This is a genomic window from Ekhidna sp. (assembly GCF_040220215.1).
Taxonomy (GTDB): domain Bacteria; phylum Bacteroidota; class Bacteroidia; order Cytophagales; family Cyclobacteriaceae; genus Ekhidna.
On sequence record NZ_JAVJTR010000011.1, the window covers coordinates 94,496 to 115,585 of the forward strand.

Annotated in this window: 11 protein-coding genes; 8 read left to right on the top strand and 3 right to left on the bottom strand. The window is 40.4% G+C overall.

Annotated features, from left to right (window positions below; translation table 11 throughout):
* Positions 1-4: 4 nt before the first annotated feature.
* The 7 genes from RIC88_RS04770 to RIC88_RS04800 all read left to right on the top strand — a co-directional run bounded on the left by RIC88_RS04770 (position 5) and on the right by RIC88_RS04800 (position 9,905).
* Positions 5-2,437: an ABC transporter permease gene (locus RIC88_RS04770; protein ID WP_350216347.1), complete on the top strand. Its 2,433-nt coding sequence runs from the start codon at positions 5-7 to the stop codon at positions 2,435-2,437.
* A 111-nt stretch (positions 2,438-2,548) separates the two neighbouring features.
* The gene (locus RIC88_RS04775; RefSeq protein ID WP_350216348.1) at positions 2,549-2,875 is read left to right on the top strand and encodes a GIY-YIG nuclease family protein; all 327 of its coding nucleotides are present in this window, start codon (positions 2,549-2,551) and stop codon (positions 2,873-2,875) included.
* 144 nt (positions 2,876-3,019) lie between these two features.
* Positions 3,020-7,252 carry a DNA polymerase III subunit alpha gene (gene dnaE, locus RIC88_RS04780; RefSeq protein ID WP_350216349.1) on the top strand — a complete coding sequence of 1,411 codons (4,233 nt, stop codon included), beginning with the start codon at positions 3,020-3,022 and terminating at the stop codon, positions 7,250-7,252.
* A 224-nt stretch (positions 7,253-7,476) separates the two neighbouring features.
* Complete coding sequence (gene trxA / locus RIC88_RS04785; RefSeq protein ID WP_350216350.1) at positions 7,477-7,800, top strand: thioredoxin; 324 nt, start codon at positions 7,477-7,479, stop codon at positions 7,798-7,800.
* Positions 7,801-7,869: 69 nt separating this feature from the next.
* Positions 7,870-8,229 carry a VOC family protein gene (locus RIC88_RS04790; protein WP_350216351.1) on the top strand — a complete coding sequence of 120 codons (360 nt, stop codon included), beginning with the start codon at positions 7,870-7,872 and terminating at the stop codon, positions 8,227-8,229.
* A 3-nt stretch (positions 8,230-8,232) separates the two neighbouring features.
* Positions 8,233-8,949: a sulfotransferase-like domain-containing protein gene (locus tag RIC88_RS04795; RefSeq protein ID WP_350216352.1), complete on the top strand. Its 717-nt coding sequence runs from the start codon at positions 8,233-8,235 to the stop codon at positions 8,947-8,949.
* 56 nt (positions 8,950-9,005) lie between these two features.
* The gene (locus tag RIC88_RS04800; RefSeq protein ID WP_350216353.1) at positions 9,006-9,905 is read left to right on the top strand and encodes an aminotransferase class IV; all 900 of its coding nucleotides are present in this window, start codon (positions 9,006-9,008) and stop codon (positions 9,903-9,905) included.
* Positions 9,906-9,965: 60 nt separating this feature from the next.
* Here RIC88_RS04800 and RIC88_RS04805 read toward each other — a convergent pair whose 3' ends face one another.
* The 3 genes from RIC88_RS04805 to RIC88_RS04815 are packed head-to-tail and all read right to left on the bottom strand — an operon-like array spanning position 9,966 to position 18,952.
* Positions 9,966-10,379, bottom strand: a complete 414-nt coding sequence (locus tag RIC88_RS04805; RefSeq protein WP_350216354.1) for a hypothetical protein — start codon at positions 10,377-10,379, stop codon at positions 9,966-9,968.
* Positions 10,380-10,435: 56 nt separating this feature from the next.
* Positions 10,436-18,232: a T9SS type A sorting domain-containing protein gene (locus tag RIC88_RS04810; RefSeq protein ID WP_350216355.1), complete on the bottom strand. Its 7,797-nt coding sequence runs from the start codon at positions 18,230-18,232 to the stop codon at positions 10,436-10,438.
* A gap of 15 nt (positions 18,233-18,247) precedes the next feature.
* The gene (locus RIC88_RS04815) at positions 18,248-18,952 is read right to left on the bottom strand and encodes a hypothetical protein (protein ID WP_350216356.1); all 705 of its coding nucleotides are present in this window, start codon (positions 18,950-18,952) and stop codon (positions 18,248-18,250) included.
* A gap of 568 nt (positions 18,953-19,520) precedes the next feature.
* Here RIC88_RS04815 and RIC88_RS04820 point away from each other — a divergent pair.
* The gene (locus RIC88_RS04820; protein WP_350216357.1) at positions 19,521-20,957 is read left to right on the top strand and encodes a hypothetical protein; all 1,437 of its coding nucleotides are present in this window, start codon (positions 19,521-19,523) and stop codon (positions 20,955-20,957) included.
* Positions 20,958-21,090: the final 133 nt, after the last annotated feature.

Sequence of the window (21,090 nt, forward strand, 5' to 3'; positions counted from 1 at the left end):
TATCATGCTTAAAAACTATCTCAACGTTGCGCTCCGTAATCTGCTAAAACACAAGTTCTATTCTTTCCTCAACATTTTCGGATTAGCCATCGGGTTAGCCTGTTTCATGCTCATTTCTTTGTTTATCAAAGATGAGATGAGTTATGACACGCATTTATCAGATGCTGATCAGATCTATCGGGTTGATTTTGCAGCAACGCTAAATGGTTCTGATCATATATCCGCAACTGTTGGTGCTCCCACAGGGCAAGCACTCAAAAATGACTATCCGGAGGTAATAGACGCCATGAAGGTGCGCGAATCAGGGAATTGGTTCATCAAAAGAAAAGGACAAACCGAGACCTTCAAAGAGGAGCATGTGCTCATGGCAGACTCTAATTTCTTTTCTTTTTTCGGAATTCCACTGGTGTATGGTAACCCGAAAAATACGTTGGAAAGACCAAACACGCTCGCGTTGGATTTGAGTACATCAAAGAAAATCTTTGGTGACATCAACCCGGTTGGAGAGGTAGTTATATTGGATAACCAGACTGACTATGAAGTGGTGGCTGTGTACAATGATCTACCAGCAAACACTCACTTTCGCCACAATATGTTGTTATCCATGACCTCTTTTGGATGGGCAAACAATCAAAACTGGCTTAGTACGAATTTCAACACCTACATTAAACTAAAGGAAGGGTCTACCAAAGAGGAACTGGAAGCCAAATTTCCTGAAATGATCGAAACGTACTGCGGTCCGCTCATTGAGCAGTTTTTGAATATGAATCTGGAGGAGTTCAGGAACAGCGGCAATTCCCTTGCGTTCCCCTTATTTCCTTTGACTGATATACATCTTCATTCAAATAAGACAGATGAGTTGGGATCCAACGGAGATATAAAATACATCTATATATTTTCAGCTGTAGCGCTTTTCATTCTCATTTTGGCCTGTATCAACTTTATGAATCTGGCGACCGCCAGGTCTGCCAACCGTGCAAAGGAAGTTGGTGTAAGAAAAGCTATGGGAGCGTTTAAAAAGCAGCTTATTAACCAGTTCATTTCGGAAGCCATGGTGATCTGCTTTATTGCTTTTCTGTTCGCATATGTCATCTCTCTATTAGCCATTCCCGGATTCAATGCGCTGGCTGGCAAAGAACTTTCATTTTACAGCCTCCTGGATGAGGGATACATTCTGTTTATGATGGGAATAATGGTACTTGTTGGGCTATTGGCCGGAAGCTATCCTGCATTTTACATGACCATGTTCAAACCGGTGGAAGTGTTGAAAGGAACCATTCGTCAGGGACTAAAGAGTGGCCCCATACGGAGCACGCTGGTGGTCTTTCAATTTTCCATATCCATCATTATGATTATCGGAACAGCAATCGTTTTTGATCAGCTTTCCTTCATTCAAAATAAAAAATTGGGTTACGAAAAAGATCAGGTACTGATGGTCAATGATGCCTGGATTTTACGTGATCAGGCCGAAGCATTCAAAAATGAAGCATCCAGAAACTCCAGTGTGATCAGCAGCTCACTTACAAGCTTCATCCCTGCCGGAAATTACAACAACTCAAATCTCTACTTTAAAAACGCTACTGCAGCTTCAGATGAAAGTCTGGTTATTGGTACCGCTACCGTAGATCATGATTACATGAGCACCATGGGTATTTCCATGAAAGAGGGACGATTCTTTTCCAAAGAATATACGAGCGATTCAATGGCGGTGATCATTAATGAAACAGCAGTTCAGAAATTTGGCTATGAAAATCCGCTCGAATCAAAGCTTTATACTCACGATGGACCCGATGATAGCCCGGATGTTGTTGGCTATCGGATCATTGGCGTTGTGAAAGACTTCCATTATCAATCACTGAGAAGCAATATTGAACCACTGGTGCTTCATCTGGGACAAAACGCCGGATACGCTCTCTTCAAAATTCACATGGAAAATGTAGATGAGACCATAGCAGATCTGGAATCAACCTGGGATAAGTTCGTTCCCGGGCAGCCTTTCGGATACCAGTTCATGGATCAACGATTTGATCTCACATATAATGCAGAACAAAAGGTAGGGCAAATATTTACCGTGTTTGCTGTTCTGACGATACTTATTGCGTGTCTTGGTTTATTTGGGCTTGCCGCATTTACAGCAGAGCAAAAAAGAAAAGAGATTGGCATTCGAAAAACGCTAGGTGCCTCAGTCACAAGTATTGTAAATCTCTTGTCGAGAAACTTCATTAAGCTGGTGGCGATATCATTCATCATCGCAATTCCGGTTGCTTCAATTGCTATGAACTACTGGCTGGATGATTTTGCATACAGAACAGAGCTCAAACCTTCAACATATATTGTATCCGGGATTGCAGCTATAACCATTGCATGGATTACAATCAGCTTTCAATCCTGGAAAGCTGCACGGATTAATCCGGCTCAATCGCTGAAGGATGAGTAAGATTCGAATGAATCTTTAGTTTCTTAAAACATAAAAAAGGCTGGCATCACATCAATTTTTTGTTAGCATTATAAATTCAAAGTCACTCCCGAAGGGAGTCTATAAATTGCTATGGGAAACTTCTTTGTCTACATAACCACCAACCCACGAAAGAGTGTATTGTATACCGGCATGACAAACTCGCTCGAACAACGTTTAGTGGAGCATTTCCTGAACAGAGGGAATCAAAAGACTTTTGCTGGCAAGTATTATTGTTACTTTCTTATTCATTACGAACGTCTTCCTACACCATCTAAAGCTATTGAGCGAGAAAAAGAAATTAAAGCGATGAGTAGAGCACAAAAAATAAAACTTATTGAAACTGAAAATCCAAAATGGCATTTTCTTAATAAAAGTATCATGGACTGGCCTCCTGATCCGGAAATTACTTCAAGGTAGTCGTCCAAGAGATAGATTCCCTTCGGGAATGACTGGATTGGCTGAATATATCCACAAGTTATCCACAGCTCTGATTCTTCGGGGCTTTTTTTATTTTCATAGGCTGTGTTTGTGTTATTTTGAATAGCAATTTAAACCACCCCTATGTACCTCATTTTTGATACGGAAACAACCGGACTTCCACATAACAAAACAGCTCCTGTTGAAGAGTTGGACAATTGGCCCAGATTGGTTCAGATTGCCTGGCAATTGCATGATCATTCAGGTAAGCTGCTGTCTACTGGCAATCATATCATTAAGCCGGAAGGTTTCACTATCCCTTTTAACGCCGAAAAAATTCACGGTATTTCTACCAAACGAGCATTGGAAGTTGGTGAAGATTTAGCAGAGGTACTTGATAAGTTTTCAACAGATGTCAAAAAAGCTGAGGTGCTGGTCGGTCATAACATCGAGTTTGACAATAAGATCATTGGTGCGGAATACCTGCGGACTGAAAAAGAGAACCTCCTCGCTGATGCGAAAAACATAGATACGGCAGAAGACACAAAAGAATTCTGCCAGCTCCAAGGTGGTCCAGGTGGACGCCTCAAGTCTCCAAGACTGATTGAACTTTATGAAAAATTATTTGGTGAACCATTTGCAGACGCCCATGATGCTGCCTATGATGTAGATGCCACCGCTAAGGCATTCTTCGAGTGCTTAAAACGCTCCATTATCCCAACCATCGATGATACCAATCCGGGTGATATCACCTATGAAAGTCCGGATCTGGATGATGCCAACTTTGCTTCAAAGCGTGAAAAGTCTTCCGGTAAAATTGGAACAGAGGAGGTAAAAGCGGAAGATATCAAAGGAGCGTTTTGTCATCTTCATGGTCACTCACAGTTCTCTGTTCTTCAAGCCACACCTGACGTAGGAGCAATTATAGCTAAGGCCAAAGCATACGACATGCCTGCAGTCGCAATGACGGACCTGGGTAACATGTTTGGTGCTTTTAAATTCGTAAAGGCTGCTAAAGGTGCCGGCATCAAACCCATTATCGGTTGTGAATTTTTTGTGGCTGAAGAAAGATTAAAACTTCAGTTCACAAAGGACAACCCCGACAAAAGATTCAAACAAATCTTGCTTGCTAAATCAAAGAAGGGGTATGAAAACCTGATCAAGCTTAGTTCCATCGCTTACAAGGAAGGGAACTACGGATTGTATCCCCGAATAGATAAAGCTCTTATAGAGAAGTACAAAGAAGATGTTATAGCGCTTAGCGGTAGTCTGGGCGGAGAAATTCCACATCTGGTTCTAAACGTAGGTGAAACCCAGGCTGAAGAGGCGGTGCTTTACTGGAAAAACTTATTTGGAGATGATTTCTACCTGGAGATCAACAGGCATGGACTTGAAGAAGAGAACAGGTTAAATGAAATTCTTGTTGGCTTTGCTAATAAACACGACATAAAACTCATAGCAGCAAATGAGTATTTCTACCTTGACAAAGAAGATGCGAAAGCACATGATGTTCTGATTTGCATCAAGGAAAACGAAAAGCAAAGTACCCCTATTGGAAGGGGGCGTGGATTCCGTCCCGGCCTCCCCAACGATAACTACTACTTCAAAACACAGCAGGAAATGAAGGAGTCTTTTGGAGATATTCCTGAGGCCATCGAAAACATTTCCGAGCTTGTCGACAAGGTCGAGACCTATAGCCTTGAACGGGAGGTACTCCTCCCTGCTTTTGACATCCCGGAAGAATTCATTGATCCAGAGGACGGAAAAGATGGAGGCAAACGAGGAGAAAATGCTTATCTGCGTCACCTGACCTATCAGGGTGCTGAAAAAAGGTACGAGGAAATCACAGATGAAATCCGTGAACGAATTGATTTTGAACTGGAGACCATTGCCAATACCGGATATCCCGGATACTTCCTGATTGTTCAGGATTTCACTGCTAAAGCCCGGGAAATGAACGTTGCGGTAGGTCCGGGTCGGGGGTCTGCGGCCGGCTCGGTGGTCGCTTACTGCATTGGAATCACCAATGTGGATCCGATTGCATACGATCTCCTTTTTGAGCGTTTCCTGAATCCGGATCGGGTATCCCTTCCCGATATTGATATTGACTTTGACAATGAAGGCCGTGAAAAGGTTATCAAGTATGTAATAGACAAATACGGATTTGATCAGGTGGCTCAAATCATTACGTATGGTACCATGGCTCCTAAATCAGCAATTCGTGATGCTGGTAGAGTGATGGAACTCTCACTCCCTGAGACAGACGCTATTGCCAAGCTTGTTCCCGAAAGACCAGGTACCAAGTTCACAAAGGTTTTTGAGGAAGTAAAGGAGCTGGAAGATCTGAGAAAAGGCAAAGACCTTCCCTCTCAGGTATTGAATCAGGCGATAGTTTTGGAAGGCTCTCTTCGTAACACTGGCATTCATGCATGTGGAGTGATCATTACTCCTGCAGACATGAGCAACTATGTGCCGCTCGCCAAATCGAAAGATTCCGATCTGTTGGTTACGCAATTCGACAACAGTGTGGTTGAATCAGCAGGAATGCTGAAGATGGACTTCCTGGGATTGAAAACCCTTTCCATCATTAAAACGGCCGTGGAGAATGTGGAGAAACGGCATGGAATCAAAATCGATATCGATAAGATTCCACTCGATGACCAGAAGACCTATGAACTGTATCAGCGTGGTGAAACCAACGGTACATTTCAGTTTGAGTCGCCGGGTATGCAAAAACATCTTCGAGCGCTAAAGCCAGATAAGTTTGAAGATTTGATTGCCATGAACGCCCTGTATCGTCCGGGCCCGATGGAATACATTCCTAACTTCATTGCCAGAAAACACGGAAAGGAAGCGATCTCCTATGACATTCCGGAGATGGAGGAATACCTGGCAGAAACATACGGCATTACAGTCTACCAGGAGCAGGTAATGCTTCTTTCCCAGTCCCTTGCTGGATTTACCAAAGGTGAGGCGGATGTATTGCGTAAAGCAATGGGTAAGAAAAAGCGGGATGTGCTGGACGAGATGAAGCCCAAGTTTATCGAGCAAGCCAAAGAGAAAGGCCACCCGGAAGACAAACTTGAAAAGGTCTGGACCGACTGGGAAGCTTTTGCAGCTTATGCATTTAACAAATCACACAGTACTTGCTACTCGGTGGTGGCCTATCATACCGGCTACTTGAAAGCAAATTATCCTGCTGAATACATGGCCTCTGTCCTTACACACAATCAGAATAGCATTGACAAGGTGAGCTTCTTCATGGAGGAATGTAAAAACAGAAGCATTAATGTGCTGGGCCCACACGTGAATGAGTCTGATAAGGACTTTGCGGTAAATGCCGAAGGAGAAATTCGATTCGGGATGGGTGCAATTAAAGGAACCGGTGAATCTGCGGTGATGGCGATTATCGAAGAGCGCGATGCAAAAGGCCCTTTCAAAGACATATTTGATTTTGCTAAGCGGGTTAACCTGAGAACCGTAAATAAAAAATCATTTGAAAGTCTGGCTAAGGCTGGTGGATTTGATTGCTTTGAAGAATTCCACAGACGTCAATATGTGGAGCCCGATGAAGAAGGTAACTCTTTGATTGAAAAATCCATCCGGTATGCAAACCGAATGCAGGAGGAAGAGGCGAGTAATCAATCGTCCTTATTCGGAGGTGCATCCGGCACAGACATAGCCAAACCAAAGGTTGGAAGAATAGAACCTTACGGTGATATTGAGAAGTTGAATATCGAGAAAGAGATGGTTGGGCTATACATATCCGGCCATCCGCTCAATCAATTCAAGTTTGAAATGGATCACCTCACCAATGCGGGCATCCATCAGCTTTCTGAACCTGAGAAAATGCAGGGAAGGGAAATTCGAATCGGTGGGGTGGTGAGTGATGTTCAACATCGTACCTCCAAAAAAGGAAATCCGTTCGGACAGTTCACTTTGGAGGATTTTAATGATAACTACACTTTCTATTTGTTCGGACAGGATTACCTGAAGTTTAAGCCTATGCTTGAGAAAGGCTGGTTTCTGTACTTATCAGGAAATATTCAGAACCGCTGGAACAGTGAAGAGCTTGAATTCAAAATTCAAAACATTGAACACCTCAGTGAAATTCGAGATAAGATGACGAAGGGATTGGAGCTCAAAATGAGGCTTGAGGACGTCAATGCAGTAATTGTGGAGGAGATCGAACGTATTGCAGAGCAGCATCCCGGAAAGTCCTTGTTGAAAATGTCTCTGGTAGGGGTGTATGAAAACAGGGCTATCAATCTGGAAATGCTGAGCAGAAAGTTCACCATTGATCCGACAGATGAGTTGATCAAAGAGCTTCAGGGAATTGAGGAGTTGCATTATCGGGTGCTTCTACAAAAAGGGTAATGGAAGTTTAACCACAGAGAGCCCGGAGTTTTACGCAGAGTAAACGGAGGCATTGATGGACTTTCTCTGGTTTCTCCGCGATTAATCTCAGATATCTCAGCGGTTAAGGGCCAAGCTAATTGTCAATCACACAACAAATACCTCTTTTATCAAAAGAGAATAAACTATTCAAATTACTTTTGTGTTCGAAACACAAGCAATCAAAAACATTCAATAATAATACAATGGCAAAAGCAGTAGAAATTACGGATAGCAACTTTGAAGAAATTATCAATTCAGATCAGCCTGTGTTGGTTGATTTCTGGGCAGAGTGGTGCGGTCCATGTAAAATGATCGGTCCTGTAGTGGAGGAGTTAGCAGGCGATTTTGAAGGAAAAGCAGTAGTTGGTAAAGTAGATGTTGACGCAAATCCGGAGGTTTCTGCTAAGTTCGGTATTCGTTCCATCCCTACCCTTCTTGTTTTCAAAAACGGAGAGATCGTAGATAAGCAAATCGGAGCTGTGCCGAAAAATGTATTGAGCGACAAGCTTACTGCACAGATGAACTAAGAATTTAAAGACATATTTTTTAAGCCCTATTCATGGTGTTGAGTAGGGCTTTTTTATGATCTTTAGTTTATGAAACTCTTTTCACACTCCTCAATCATACTGCCTGTTAATGATATTGCACTAACTGCCAACTATTATCGCGATAAACTTGGTTTCGATATTTCTTTTCTTTGGGAAGACCCTCCCTCCTATGCCGTACTAAACAGGGATGATGCGGTTGGTATTCATCTTGTGAAATCTGATGAAGCACTAGATACATCGTACCCACGGCTATACATATTCGTACGTGACCCTGACTCGGTTTACAAAGAATACTTGAAAGCAGGTGTCAAAATAGTAGAGCCAATTAACGATACAGACTACAAAATGCGAGAGTTTGTAATCGAAGACATAAACAGGTATAAATTGGTCATCGGAAAAGGAATTTAATTTATGATCATCAATCTGATTTCCGGTCCAAGGAATATTTCCACAGCGCTGATGTATTCATTTGCCCAGCATTCCAAAATCAAAGTGGTGGACGAGCCGTTTTATGCACATTACCTCATCCATACCGGATTAGATCATCCGGGACGTGAAGAAACCATTGCCAGCATGTCGGCAGATGCCGCTGAAGTGCTGAAAGAAATTCATGCACTCGAAAAAGCGCATGAAATCGTTTTTCTTAAAAACATGGCGCACCATCATGAGGGCCTGGAATGGAGTTACCTAAACAATATGCGCAATGTTTTTTTGATTCGGGATCCGAAACAATTGATTGCATCCTTTGCTCAAGTGATTCCCAATCCAACCATCCAGGATATTGGACTTAAACATGAAGTTGAATTGTTAGATTATTTAATAGAAAATGGCACTAATCCCCCTGTTGTAATAGACTCTAATGATATCTTAAAAGATCCCTCTGATGGCCTTTCTTCACTTTGCGGACAACTTGGCATTAGTTTCGAAAAACAAATGCTGTCATGGAAAAACGGGGCTATTCCGGAGGATGGAGTATGGGCAAAGTACTGGTACAAAAACGTGCATAATTCTACGGGTTTCGCAAAACAAAAAACCAGTGAGCGGCCATTACCAACACATTGTGAAGGTTTGTATGAGGAATCTTTGCCGTTTTATGAAAAGTTGAGAAAATTAACCAACCCCCTATAGTCCCCCTTTCAAGGGGGACAGCTGAAAGCAGGGGATACTAAATTTACATTTTACATATGCTACAGAAATACAATCCGAAAAATGAAAACATACAGGTTTGGGTAGGTGATAAACTTTATCATCGAAAAGACGCTAAAGTCTCAGTCTTCGATAGTACTGTACAGGGAGGTGATGCTGTTTGGGAAGGTCTAAGATTGTATAAAGAGGGAGTTTTGCATTTAGACAAGCACCTCGACCGACTGTTTGCCTCAGCAAAAGCACTGGCATTTGAGCATGTACCCACCCGAGCATTTATAAAAGATGCGATCAAACAAACATTGGAAGCCAACCAAATGACAGAGGACACCTTGATGCGTTTGACACTAAGCCGCGGAGAGAAGATCACTTCCGGAATGGATCCACGTCTAAATCAAAAAGGGAGTTGTCTGATTGTACTGGCAGAATGGAAACCTTTAGTCTATGACAATGATTCCGGCATTCGGGTGATTACCTCGACCCAGCGTAGAAACGGACCACAATTTCTTGATAGTAAAATTCATCATAACAATCTGCTCAATAATATCCTGGCAAAGATTCAGGCCAACTTCGCGGGTGTGGATGCAGGAATCATGCTGGACGAGCGAGGTTTCGTGGCTGAACTCAATGATACCAACTTGTTTATGGTAAAAGATGGACGGCTATACACACCATTTGCCAATGCCTGCCTGCATGGAATTACCCGTGGATTTGTACTTGAGTTAGCAGCCGCCAACAGCATTCCGGTGCAGGAACGAAACCTGAGTTTAGTAGAGTTTTATGATGCGGACGAGGTATTTGCTACCGGTACCATGGGTGAGCTAACCCCGGTGAAAGAAATTGATGGAAGGGCAATAGAAAACAAGTCTGGCTCAACTATAAGAAAGCAACTCAACCAACTCATGCATGATAGCCTGACAGAGCGATGTGAAAAGCTTTAGGATAACGATAAAAAAAAGCGAATCTTTCAGATTCGCTTTTTAAAATACTGCTAGTTGCTATTAATAATCATCATTATCAAATCGATTGTTTAATAAATATCTAATTTCTAAATCACCAGTGGATGAGTTAGATATAGTTTGTAGCAATTGCATCTTACTATAGGATTGATAAATAATGGTGAAATCAAAAACAGTACCATCAGCAGCACTTAGCGTAAGTTGGCTAGTGGATGCTGTCCAGTTACCTGCAAAGAAAATTCCATTTTCATCTTCCAATACAAATGAGCCATCTCTTTCCAGAATAAACCGTGTGAACAAGTCAACACCGGCCTGCGTCTGACCATTTACAAAGACTTCAACAACTTCCCACTCTCCTGGCGCCATCTGAGTTGGCGTAGGAGCAGAAGTCTCAGCGCAAGAGTATGATAGTAGCACTACTCCCGCTAACATTAAAATATTATATAATCTTTTCATTTTATTGATGTTTTAAGGGAAGCAGTAGGGATTAAGTCCCCTACTGCTTTACTCTATTATTTTTTAACAATTCTAAAGGTTTGAACGGTGTTTCCTTTACTTATAATCAAGGTGTAAATTCCTTTTTCAAGCGATCGAATATCTACCGTCATTGCATCATCTTCTTCCGTTTTTTCAAACTCTTCGGAAAGCACTACCTGCCCAGAAAGACTGGCAACACTTACGTTGTATGAACCAAGATCTCCTCCTTTCATATCCACATTAATGAAATCAGAACTTGGGTTCGGATAAGTAGAAGCCTCCAGTGATCCAAAGAACGTTTGAATTCGTGCACCTTCTATGGCTACTGAGTTTGAACTAATTGTACATCCAGCATCATATTCAACTTCTACGGTATAATCAGCTGCATCTGTAACAACAATGGATGATGCCCCACTTCTGTTTTGCAAGCGCACACCATTTCTAAACCATTCAATTGTATTGTAATTACCAGATATTTCGGCTTCAATAGTGTTTCCTTCAAGAACTAGGTTAACATTATTCACGGCACCAAACTCAGAATCTGAAGATGTGAAAGGACATCCTTCCCCATCAGCGTACATTACCATTAAGTTGAAACGAGTACTCTCCTCAACTGGGTCAGAAGTAAGGAAGATATCATTTGTGGAGCCTTGTGTTCCACGAACTGCGACCCCACTAGGTAGCCCAGTATCCTCATTAATCAGCTGATACATGTTTTGATCATCTGTCCAACTTCCAAACACTCTGAAAGTAATGGTTCCAGCGCCACAAGTTACTCCTTCTTGTTGAAGGGCACTTGTCGCATCAGTCGTAAGACCCTGTCTTATATTAACTGTTATTGTATTTGACTCATCACTGAAACAATCTTCTGTATCTACAAGATTGGATACCTGAACAGTATAATCTCCCTCATCAGCAACAGTGATTTCATCATTGGTTGAATCAAACCCATCACTATTTGAACTAATCTCAGATCCGTTTCTGAACCATCTATATTGAGCAAATCCAGCTGGTGCGGTTATCGTTACCGAACCTTCTCCCTCACAGAAAGATAAGTCGTCAGATGTCGTGATAACTACCGGATCAGGTACATCCACCAGATTAAGCGTAAATGACACTGAAGCCTCGACACATGAAGTTCCTATTGGCAAATCGTCATTGATCCAATTAAAGCTATAAACACCAGAACCTAGTGAACCAAGATCATAATTATTTGCAGTAGTAAAACCTTCACTTACTCCATCTTTTATGATCTCAATAGTTCCACCATTTGCCGTCTGCGTATCGTTAAATCCATCATAGAAGTATACAATGAAACTATCGCTACATCCATCAAATACTTCTCCTTCTACAATTATTGAAGCATCTGATTGTAGATTACCCGTTGTGCCAATCAAGAAATCAGACAGGTTATGTCTTTCAACATACATTGGATCTGAAGTACTGCTAGCACAACCTGAATTAGTACCACTAAATGGTTGATTAGAGACACTAACGGAATAACTTCCCTGATCCTCAGCTTCAATCACACGTGTGGTCAATGTACCACCAGGTGTGTTCCATTGATAGAAAGCGAACCCAGTCGGTGCTTCCATGATAACAGGGTCTGCCCCTTCACAATCAGATAAGCTACCTCCTGTTGGGTCAATAGTAATCAAAGGCTTATCAGGAGACGCAATAATTGTAACTGATATTGCTTCTGTCAGATATTGACATTCACCATCGGTAATTCTTGCGAAATAATCGCCCGATTTATTATTGATATCGTCCTCATCGATTGAGTTACCGGTAGCAATCGGCGTGTTGATATCATCACGGAACCATTCTACCAATGTTGCAGTAAATCCACCAGCGTCAGCTTCCTCAGCATCTCTAGCCACTTCCAAATCAATTGATGAATCTTCGCATAAATCAACTGTTTGTCCAGTTGAAACTAACTCGTATAGATCCAGATTATCATTATAAAGGAATGAAAGTCCATTCTCAACCAATTCAACTTCGAGTTCAAAAGTAGAAGTAAGTGTTCTACATGCTGAACCAGAAGAAGTATTCGAAGTGATTTGTAAGCCAAGAACTACATCTGATGTAATTGGACCTAAGTCAACTTCAGTATCTCCTACTTCAGGATCGTAAGTCAATGTCCCAAGCACACTGTCATCTGATGTATCAATAATCTCATAGGTGAAGTAATTCTGAACATTGTCTACATTCACAATTAAGCTCTCACCTTCACATGCCTTGTCACCTGAAGAAACAGATATTTCCGCATTAAGGTTGATTTTAGCTACTACCTCAACGCTGTTTTCACTCAACGGCTGGCCGGAATTATCGTAATCCTCACCGATATCCATGAAAGTGTCATCATCATAATTCAACCTAAACCTGAAGTTCTTGTTATTGTCATTTGTTCCAAAAACAGTACTTGGTAGTGTAAATCCATCAAGTGTCCCTGTTCCAGAAACAATACCATCAAATTCTTGAGTTAATGTGCCATCAGACGATCCATTGATCTGATCATAAGAAACAGTTACAATATTGTCTGCTCCAAATGAACCTCTTACTTCATATCCTAGGACAATCTCATCAACCAGGCAAGATTCCTCAGCACTAATAGAAGTAACTAATAATGCTTGATTAGCGACCATTCTTGAATCGGATTGATAATCAAATGGTAGAACCTCTGTTGGTAAGAATGAGAAATTATCAACAAACACATCAATTGCATTTCTTTCTTCCTGTCTGAATCTGAAGATGACATTATCATTATCTACATCCATAATATCAGACAATGTGTAGATGAAAAGTTCATCGTCTAAAGTATTCTCATCCTCATCGACATCCGGATAAGATTCTATTTCAGTGTAATTAGTTCCACCATCAATAGAGAACTCAAACACTAAAAACTGATTAGAAGTAATTTCCTCAGCAAGCTTTCCAAATGTCAAATTGAATTCTAATCTGGCTGAAGATGACAATTCACCCGCTTCAAACATGCGAGAAGTAATTATGCCTCTGCCAAAATCATTTTCAAACTTCATTTCACCTTCAATGTCTAATTCAGAATCAGCAACAGTGACATCTCTAAAGTAAACATTTGAGACTTCTACAAAAGCACCACTCTGAGTAGCTGCATCAACAATCCATCTGATTTGAATGTTATCATTTCCTGACAAATCTTGTAAATCTCCGGAAACAAAATAACCTGTAGAAAATGAACTACTTCCTCCAAAACTGGTAATATTGGACCAGCCTCCACCATTTACATTCTGCTGAAGTCTAATTACTCCGTCTTTTGCATCATAGTTTAAGGTAAAGAATACAGCCTCATTAGAATTATACCCCAGTTCAGATTCTGTATAAACAGGTGTTGTAATTATCTGAGGGTTTAAACCATTACTGATAAAGTTTCCATCTTCATCTTCTAGGTTTAACAACTCTTCACTTCCAACAATGTCACCTGGCTCGCCAAGTGCAGCATTTTCTGTCAACTCTACTTTGAAGGTAAACGACTGGCCTCTCAAATAAGGAGGAAGGTCAACTGTCATGTCTGCAATGCCTTGCTGATTAGCAAGGACTAAATCTCCATCAGCACTGTAGTTTTCAACAACAAGTGTTGCAAACAGGTCTGCAGTGTTATCCGAAGCAGCATTTTCTAAATCGATGGCAAATGTTGCCTGACTACCAGCATAGAGCACATCGTTTTCATCGAAAGTCAATGTTGTCCTAAGAACTCTTAGGAAAACTTCAATTGTTCCAAGATCCTCTGCAGTTGTCTCACTGCCGAAGTAATAATAAGGCTCTTCAGCTCCATCTTTCTCCGAAACAAGTGAAACAGTATAAGTTCCATTTTCGACAAAGAATGGAATGGTTGCAGTAAAGTCACCCGTAGAAGTAGCTGTTCCAAGAACAATGGCATCACCTGACGATGGATCAACCACAAAATCACCCATATCATCTTTCAGATAGTAGGTAAACGTTGCGCTCGCAGGGAACTCATCACTTGTTTCAAATACCGGGGCAAATGATAACTGAACATCTTCTCCATTGAATACAGCAGCACTTGGATCAACTGGCCCGAACGAATACTGACCACCTGAAATATTTGGATGACTTACAGAAATCGCTTGATCATCGTTTACAATTTTGTAATCTGACTCAATTTCGTTTCCGTTTACTAGTTCAACCGAAATTCCATTGATTGTCCATGTATCCGTTCCAGCTCCTAAGTTCAATGTTTGAACCCATCTGAAATGTGTTGCAGAAGTAACTGCAGCAGATGGCAATTCAACTGCATATGTATTCGAACCTACGAGGTAGCCTCCTTCTAATCCACTTTCTTCGACTTCAATGTTTACGAAAGTAGCACCATCATCGATTGAATACTGAAGCTGAGGAATAGTTGATAATTGATCATCTTCATCAATAGTTGAACTATAAGTAAAATTCAAAATTACTGATTGAGTACCTGTTAAGTCAAATGCTTCTGTCAATAATCTTCTATTTCCTGCTAGATCAAATGTATAGTTTCCATCTTCCTCATCTGTGCCAGTAATAACTAAAAACTGGTCATCTTCATCTATATTGACTTTTTCGTTTGGAAGAAAATCCGCTCCACCAGTCGCATCATATGCGACTACCGACATTTTAGAATATAGCGTGAATGTCGCATCTGTGCCATCAAACTCGAAGGCCATATCTGGAACATTAAATGTGAATGATCCTGAACCCTCATCAGTACTGGTAGCTAAAACAGTAAAGAAGTCCTCACCAGAATTAGCATCACCTGTAGTTCCCGGATCACCATCACCATCCAGATTACCTTCAAAAAGAAGTGCAAATCCTGTGTTAGCAGGGAATGAACCTTCAGTGGTGTACTCTACGGTTACTTCCTCACCTACTACAAAACTGGTTTCACTCAACACCTCAAGAGAGATTGTATAACGTCTCAGTTGACCGCTAATATCAAATTCATCTGAATTGGCAGAAACAGCCTCATTTATCAAAACTTCAATAGAAGTAATCTCTAATTCATTTTCGAATTCAGCCGCAGCACCATCTTCGTTGTAAACAACTTTGAAGATTACTGCATCACCCCAAAGCGCTTCCGGAATAGCATCAGTGGATACTGTAACCCCTGCTCCCTCGTTCATTTGCACATCTAGCTCAGTGAAGTTTGCACCTTCATCATTGGAAGCCAACAACTGAACGTCCTGATCAAAATCATGAGAGACATTACTTAAAGTAATGGTAGCATTTCCACCAAATGGCATTTCAAATGCGATAGTGGTAGCCGATCTTTCACCAGAACCAATTAGATTATTGATGTCTGTTGGATTGTTTCCTTCTATTGATTCTTCATCAAATACATCAAAAATATATCCATCATCATTTGTGTTATTTCCATTTTCAGGAGTATTAACAATTGAATAGGATCCATCAATAGGCTCTCCGTCTAAATCTTCAGCAGCAACACTTGACATGTTTGCCAACAGACCATTTCCAATTCTCAGTCTAATCTTTGCATTAGAAGGGTCATCATAGTTAATACCAGTAGGTAGCGTTCCCGTGATGGTACCATCGATATCAGCACCAGTCGCAGAACTCAATACAACCCACTCATCGTCTTCTGTTGTTGAATTGTCACCCTGATCCCAAACTTCAAAGAAAAGCTCAGCACCTGTACCAACAGAACCTGTGATTTCATAAGTAGCTGTAATGTTATCACCAGGGTAGAAGATATCAGTAGCTCCATCAAAAACTCCATTGTCAGAAGACACTTCAGTGATTTCTACCTCTGTATTAAATACAGGTATTGTAATGGAATTTGATTCAGGGTTAGTTGTCAATTTCAATGAATAATCTCCACCAATAATAGGAGGAATTGTTACTGTGATAGTATGATCCTGATCGTCTCCAGGGGTAATAAGTGCAGACGTACCAACCATATAATCAAACACACCACCTTCCAAGATTGCCTCGAATTCTGTCCCGGAAGGAAACTCACCCTGAGTAATATTATAGGTAAGATCTACTTCATCGCCCGGATAAATGAAATCATCTGGCACATCGACAGGATCTAGAACTATAACAGGAGGGTTAATTGTAATTCCTGAAACTGATCCATAGGATATGGTACTGTTATTCTCAAGAAGTGATCCTTCGGTTGATAAACTGAATTGGCCTATGCCCCAAGTATCCAGATTCAAGCCACTATTGCTAAGTTGACGTACTCTGAACTGTGTAGTAGTTGAAATTAATCCGGTTTCAGAAGAAAGGTCATACGTGAATGGATCAAACCCACCATCTATCGTGTCATTTAAGCTAATTGCAGCTTCAGTTCTTCCTTCAGCAACTAATTGGGTAAAATCTGTACCATTCGTAGTATATTCTAATACTACTTCGGTACCGCTCGGGTAGAGCTGACTTAAATTTTTATTCAAATCAAGTGTAATAGAAGCACCTGAAACTGTTTGAATATCTGATTCATCAGTTAAATAGAAACGATCTTCGTCGGCATTAAAATTAGTTGCGTTTGTTCCTCCAACTACAGTACCTGAAGACAATAAATTTTCAGAATTTCCAACAGTTGCAGTAGCTCCAGTAAACGCTTCAACTGAAACATCCCAATCATCATAGGAAGTATTATCAGAATAATCTATGTTAGTTGGGATAACACCATCTATTTCGAAATCATATACAAATTCACTTGGATTGTTTTCTGTTTCACCAAATGTCATATCAGTATTAACAACAGAAAAGGATTGTCCAGTTGTTGTATTTCTAAAAATAGCTACATAGCTAAAGTTTGATACTTGATCTTCGAACCCTGTGAAGGTTGCATCAATCTCAAATCCACCACCACCATAGTAGTTTTGATTTCCAGTAGTATCGGTTAGTACAATTCCAGTAAAAGGTCTATTTATTGAATAGTTCACAGCAAACTTATCAACAGAAACTGCTTGATTTCCAACGACAACCTGGAAGTTGTCCGGATTTATATACCATGCTGCCTCTCCTTGGGTATAATCACTGCGCTGAGTTGTAGAGGAAGTAGGTCCTTGTACAAATCTGAAGCGTGTATTTGGATCCTTGGCTTGATTAGGTAATTCGTATGAAACATTAATTATTCTATTAGAAGTTTCTCCGAGATCATCATAACCATTATTTAATGAATCGATTAATGTAATCCAAGTTGATCCGTCTAGCGAGTATTCTAAAACCACAGAATCATCAGAATTTTCCGGAATATCTGTTAGATAAAAATCAAAATTTATACTTGCTGTAACAGAGTTATCTACATCCAACTCCGGAATAACACCGGTTCGTAATCCCCTGAACCCTACATTATCGAAAGAGTAATAGTCATTCGTTGCAAATGGAAAAGTAATACTTCCGTATGTAGCTCCATTGGTTCGTGTTACTGCATCATTAGAAGGTACCCCTGTAATGGTAACATCTGTAATGTCTGTTGATTGATTAGAGCCAAAACCAGTAATTGCTGCCACACGATAGTTAGCACCAGTTAAACCTGACTCATCCCAAACATATGTTAGCGTTGTGTCTCCATTTGAGGTACTTGTGTCAAGTATATCATCTCCATCTGTGTAGCTTCCGCTGATGTCATTATCCCTATAGAGGTAATATCTTGTGCCTGTGGAGAAGAAGGTGGCTGAGGTATCGATCAAAACGGTATCCCTTTCACCCAAGTAGGAGGAGTTAAACGTTTGTACAACGTTGAAATCCTGTGCATTCGCACTAAAAGCAAAAATTCCGGCCATTAAGGCCAGCATAAATGCCCTTAGATATAAAATATTATAATATAATTTTTTCATTATTCTAGACGTTAGTTATAGTAGTTTGAATCCTATTCTGAAAGAATTGCTGGTTTTGACACCAGACTCGAAAAATTTGATTCCTTCTTGATAAAGTGTTCCATCGATTTCTACATCCGAACTTTTACCAGTCACGAAGTAGAATCCAATTTCTGCCCCCATGTAAAATCTGGAAGTAAAATGAAAGTCAGCTCCAACCGCACCCATAGCACCAATACCAAAAAAACCACGATTTTCGAATGAAAATGATTGGTTAGGCTGTGTTGGGGTAAACCCAGATCCAGGCAATGCACCTGAAATATCTGAATCCGTTTCACTTAATTGTTTTACAGATCTCCCTGTTATGATTACATCTAATGCTGCATAAGAAGTAAACCCATTTTCATTTATAAAATGGTATTCCATGCCTGGTGTAAACATGTATTGAGAGATTGTCACTGTAGCATCAGGGGTTGTCATCCCATCTTTATTGTCGTCGATGGAAAACCAAATCCCTAAGCGCGGCACAAGGGCCTCATTCAGAAAATATCTCGCTCTGAATTGGCCGAAATTTAGCAGAGTCGTATTGGAGGAATATATATTTCCATCTCGGCTAAATGGTGATGTGGTGATCTCAATTAATAGTTCCCCTGACTCAGGACTCGTCCCACCGGAATCGTCCTGAGCATACGTGATGCTAGTCAAGAAAACCATTAGAGAAACCATAAGAAGTTTCTTCATAATGATTGTTTTGTGATTAGTAAACTATTTAAGGCTAGGCCAAACTAAGGATACTTTGAATATTATACAAAACACTCCTAGGGGTATATTACCAATAATTTCCTGTTTTTTGAAGCTTAACTACCCAATAATACTTGTAAAACGAATGCTATGCGATCACAGAACTAAATTAAATCTTTTCATAAAAGTCGATGAACATACTGTTTGACTAGATTAAAGAAATCTACAGCTAAAATTGACGAAACAATGGAAACTACTGCTTATCGGCCTAATTGGAATTAAAACAATTTCCCCGATTGTCTGATAGATGCTGAAACTTGATTATTTGTGTTTGCAATTTCAGATTAGGGCCGTCATTGCTGTGACATTCATCTACATAAGGATTCAATCATTAAAAGTTTCCAACATTAATCCTTCGGAGGCTTTGCGGTGGAGTAAGGCAACAAAAAAAAATTATCATCCAGAATGAAAGTGAATTAAATCAGTTATCACACAATTTCGTTAGATTAGTATTTGTTCAGATAATTCGATCTTTGTTATTTGATCGATTGCCAAAACACAACAAATTATGAAAAGAAAAAATCTAGTATCCACTCTCTTTACTATTCTGGGCCTTTCACTTTGTATAGATGGATTTTCACAGATCGAAATTCAAAAAGTACCATTGAATTTGCTAACAGGAGAACAACCCAAGCTTTTAAGTGCTATTGCAAACTCACCTTCTGCTAGGGAATCACTAGAAGGAAACAGCTTGAGCTTAACAGCAATAGCTGGAGGTTGGCATGCACAGGCAATCAGTCAATATAAGGACTATGTATATGTGGCATTCAGTGATGGGACAAAAGGAAAAGGAGATTTAGCTGTCGGAGATAAAGACCCGGCAGGAAAGCTTTGGATATATAATACAAAAACTAAACAAAGTCAGGTAAAAGACCTTGAAAAAGGCTATGCGCATCCATGCTCCATTCAAATTACAGGCAACTACTTAACCATAACCACTGAAGCAGAATATGGCATAAGCCAGGCAGGACTTGGAACAAAACGAGATGCAAGATCGCTGATCCAAATTTTTGATTTGGCGAAAGATCCAAATTGTTCTATTGAAGTAGGTAGAATTGCTCAGGATAATACCAACAGCGGAGGAGCGGGATTAACATATAGTCCAATCAATAAGTGCTGGTATATGTTGGTTGATCAAGACAATCAGGATAATAAAGTAGTTATTTACAAAACAGCAGATGACAGGTTGGATTCATGGCAAAAAGAACCAGTAGCGAGGTACCGACGATTTGGTTCAGGGGCTGGGTTGAACCTCATTACAGCATCGGATAATTCAATTTGGGGTTTGTTTTTTGACAATGATGAACTTCATGCACCAGGTCTTTCAAATTATGATATTGTAAATGACCATGTGAGGCTTTTCAAGCTTCTGGATGAAAACGGAAAATTGGTTGAGAAACGTGATGTGTACAAACAAACCGTAAATATCAGTTCACCAAGGGTTAAAGGAGCAGGCGAGTTGTTAGCAGATCGGCCAAGTATGAGGTTTGGAGCAAGCCTGCGCAATGAAAATGGCAACCTTGAGGTTATTATCTGCCAGCGTAACATGAATAAGGCTTTCAACATTGACCGGATTCCATTAAAGACCGGAGATCGAACACAGGTTATGTTTGCCAATCTTGCAAAAGCGAAAGGAGAGATCAATTGTTCATCCGTCTCAAATCCATCTCAAACTTTCAACCTCAAGAAAAATCAATCAGAATCAGAAAGTGTAATCTTACAATCACCAGTGAAAGGGGACATGAATTACTTTTCCGAGAAAAATGTCACTTCTTCCGGTTTTAGTGGCTTGAGTAGTATCAAAAAAGTAGCTGAATGGACGGACGCACTTGAAGCTCAATCAAATGCTCCTCTTGTTTTCTTTTATCTTGAAGGTTTGACGGACATTACTGGTAAGATGATGGAATTTAAAGCTGAGAAAACTACTGACAACAAAAGCAACTGAAATATACTAATAGGAATATGAACTTCAATTTAAAAGAAGTTCATATCCTGTTATCTTTTCTTCCTGCTTCATACGCAAATCACGTAATCTTTCTAAATACCAAAATCACGCTACCATAGATTTTTATTAGCCT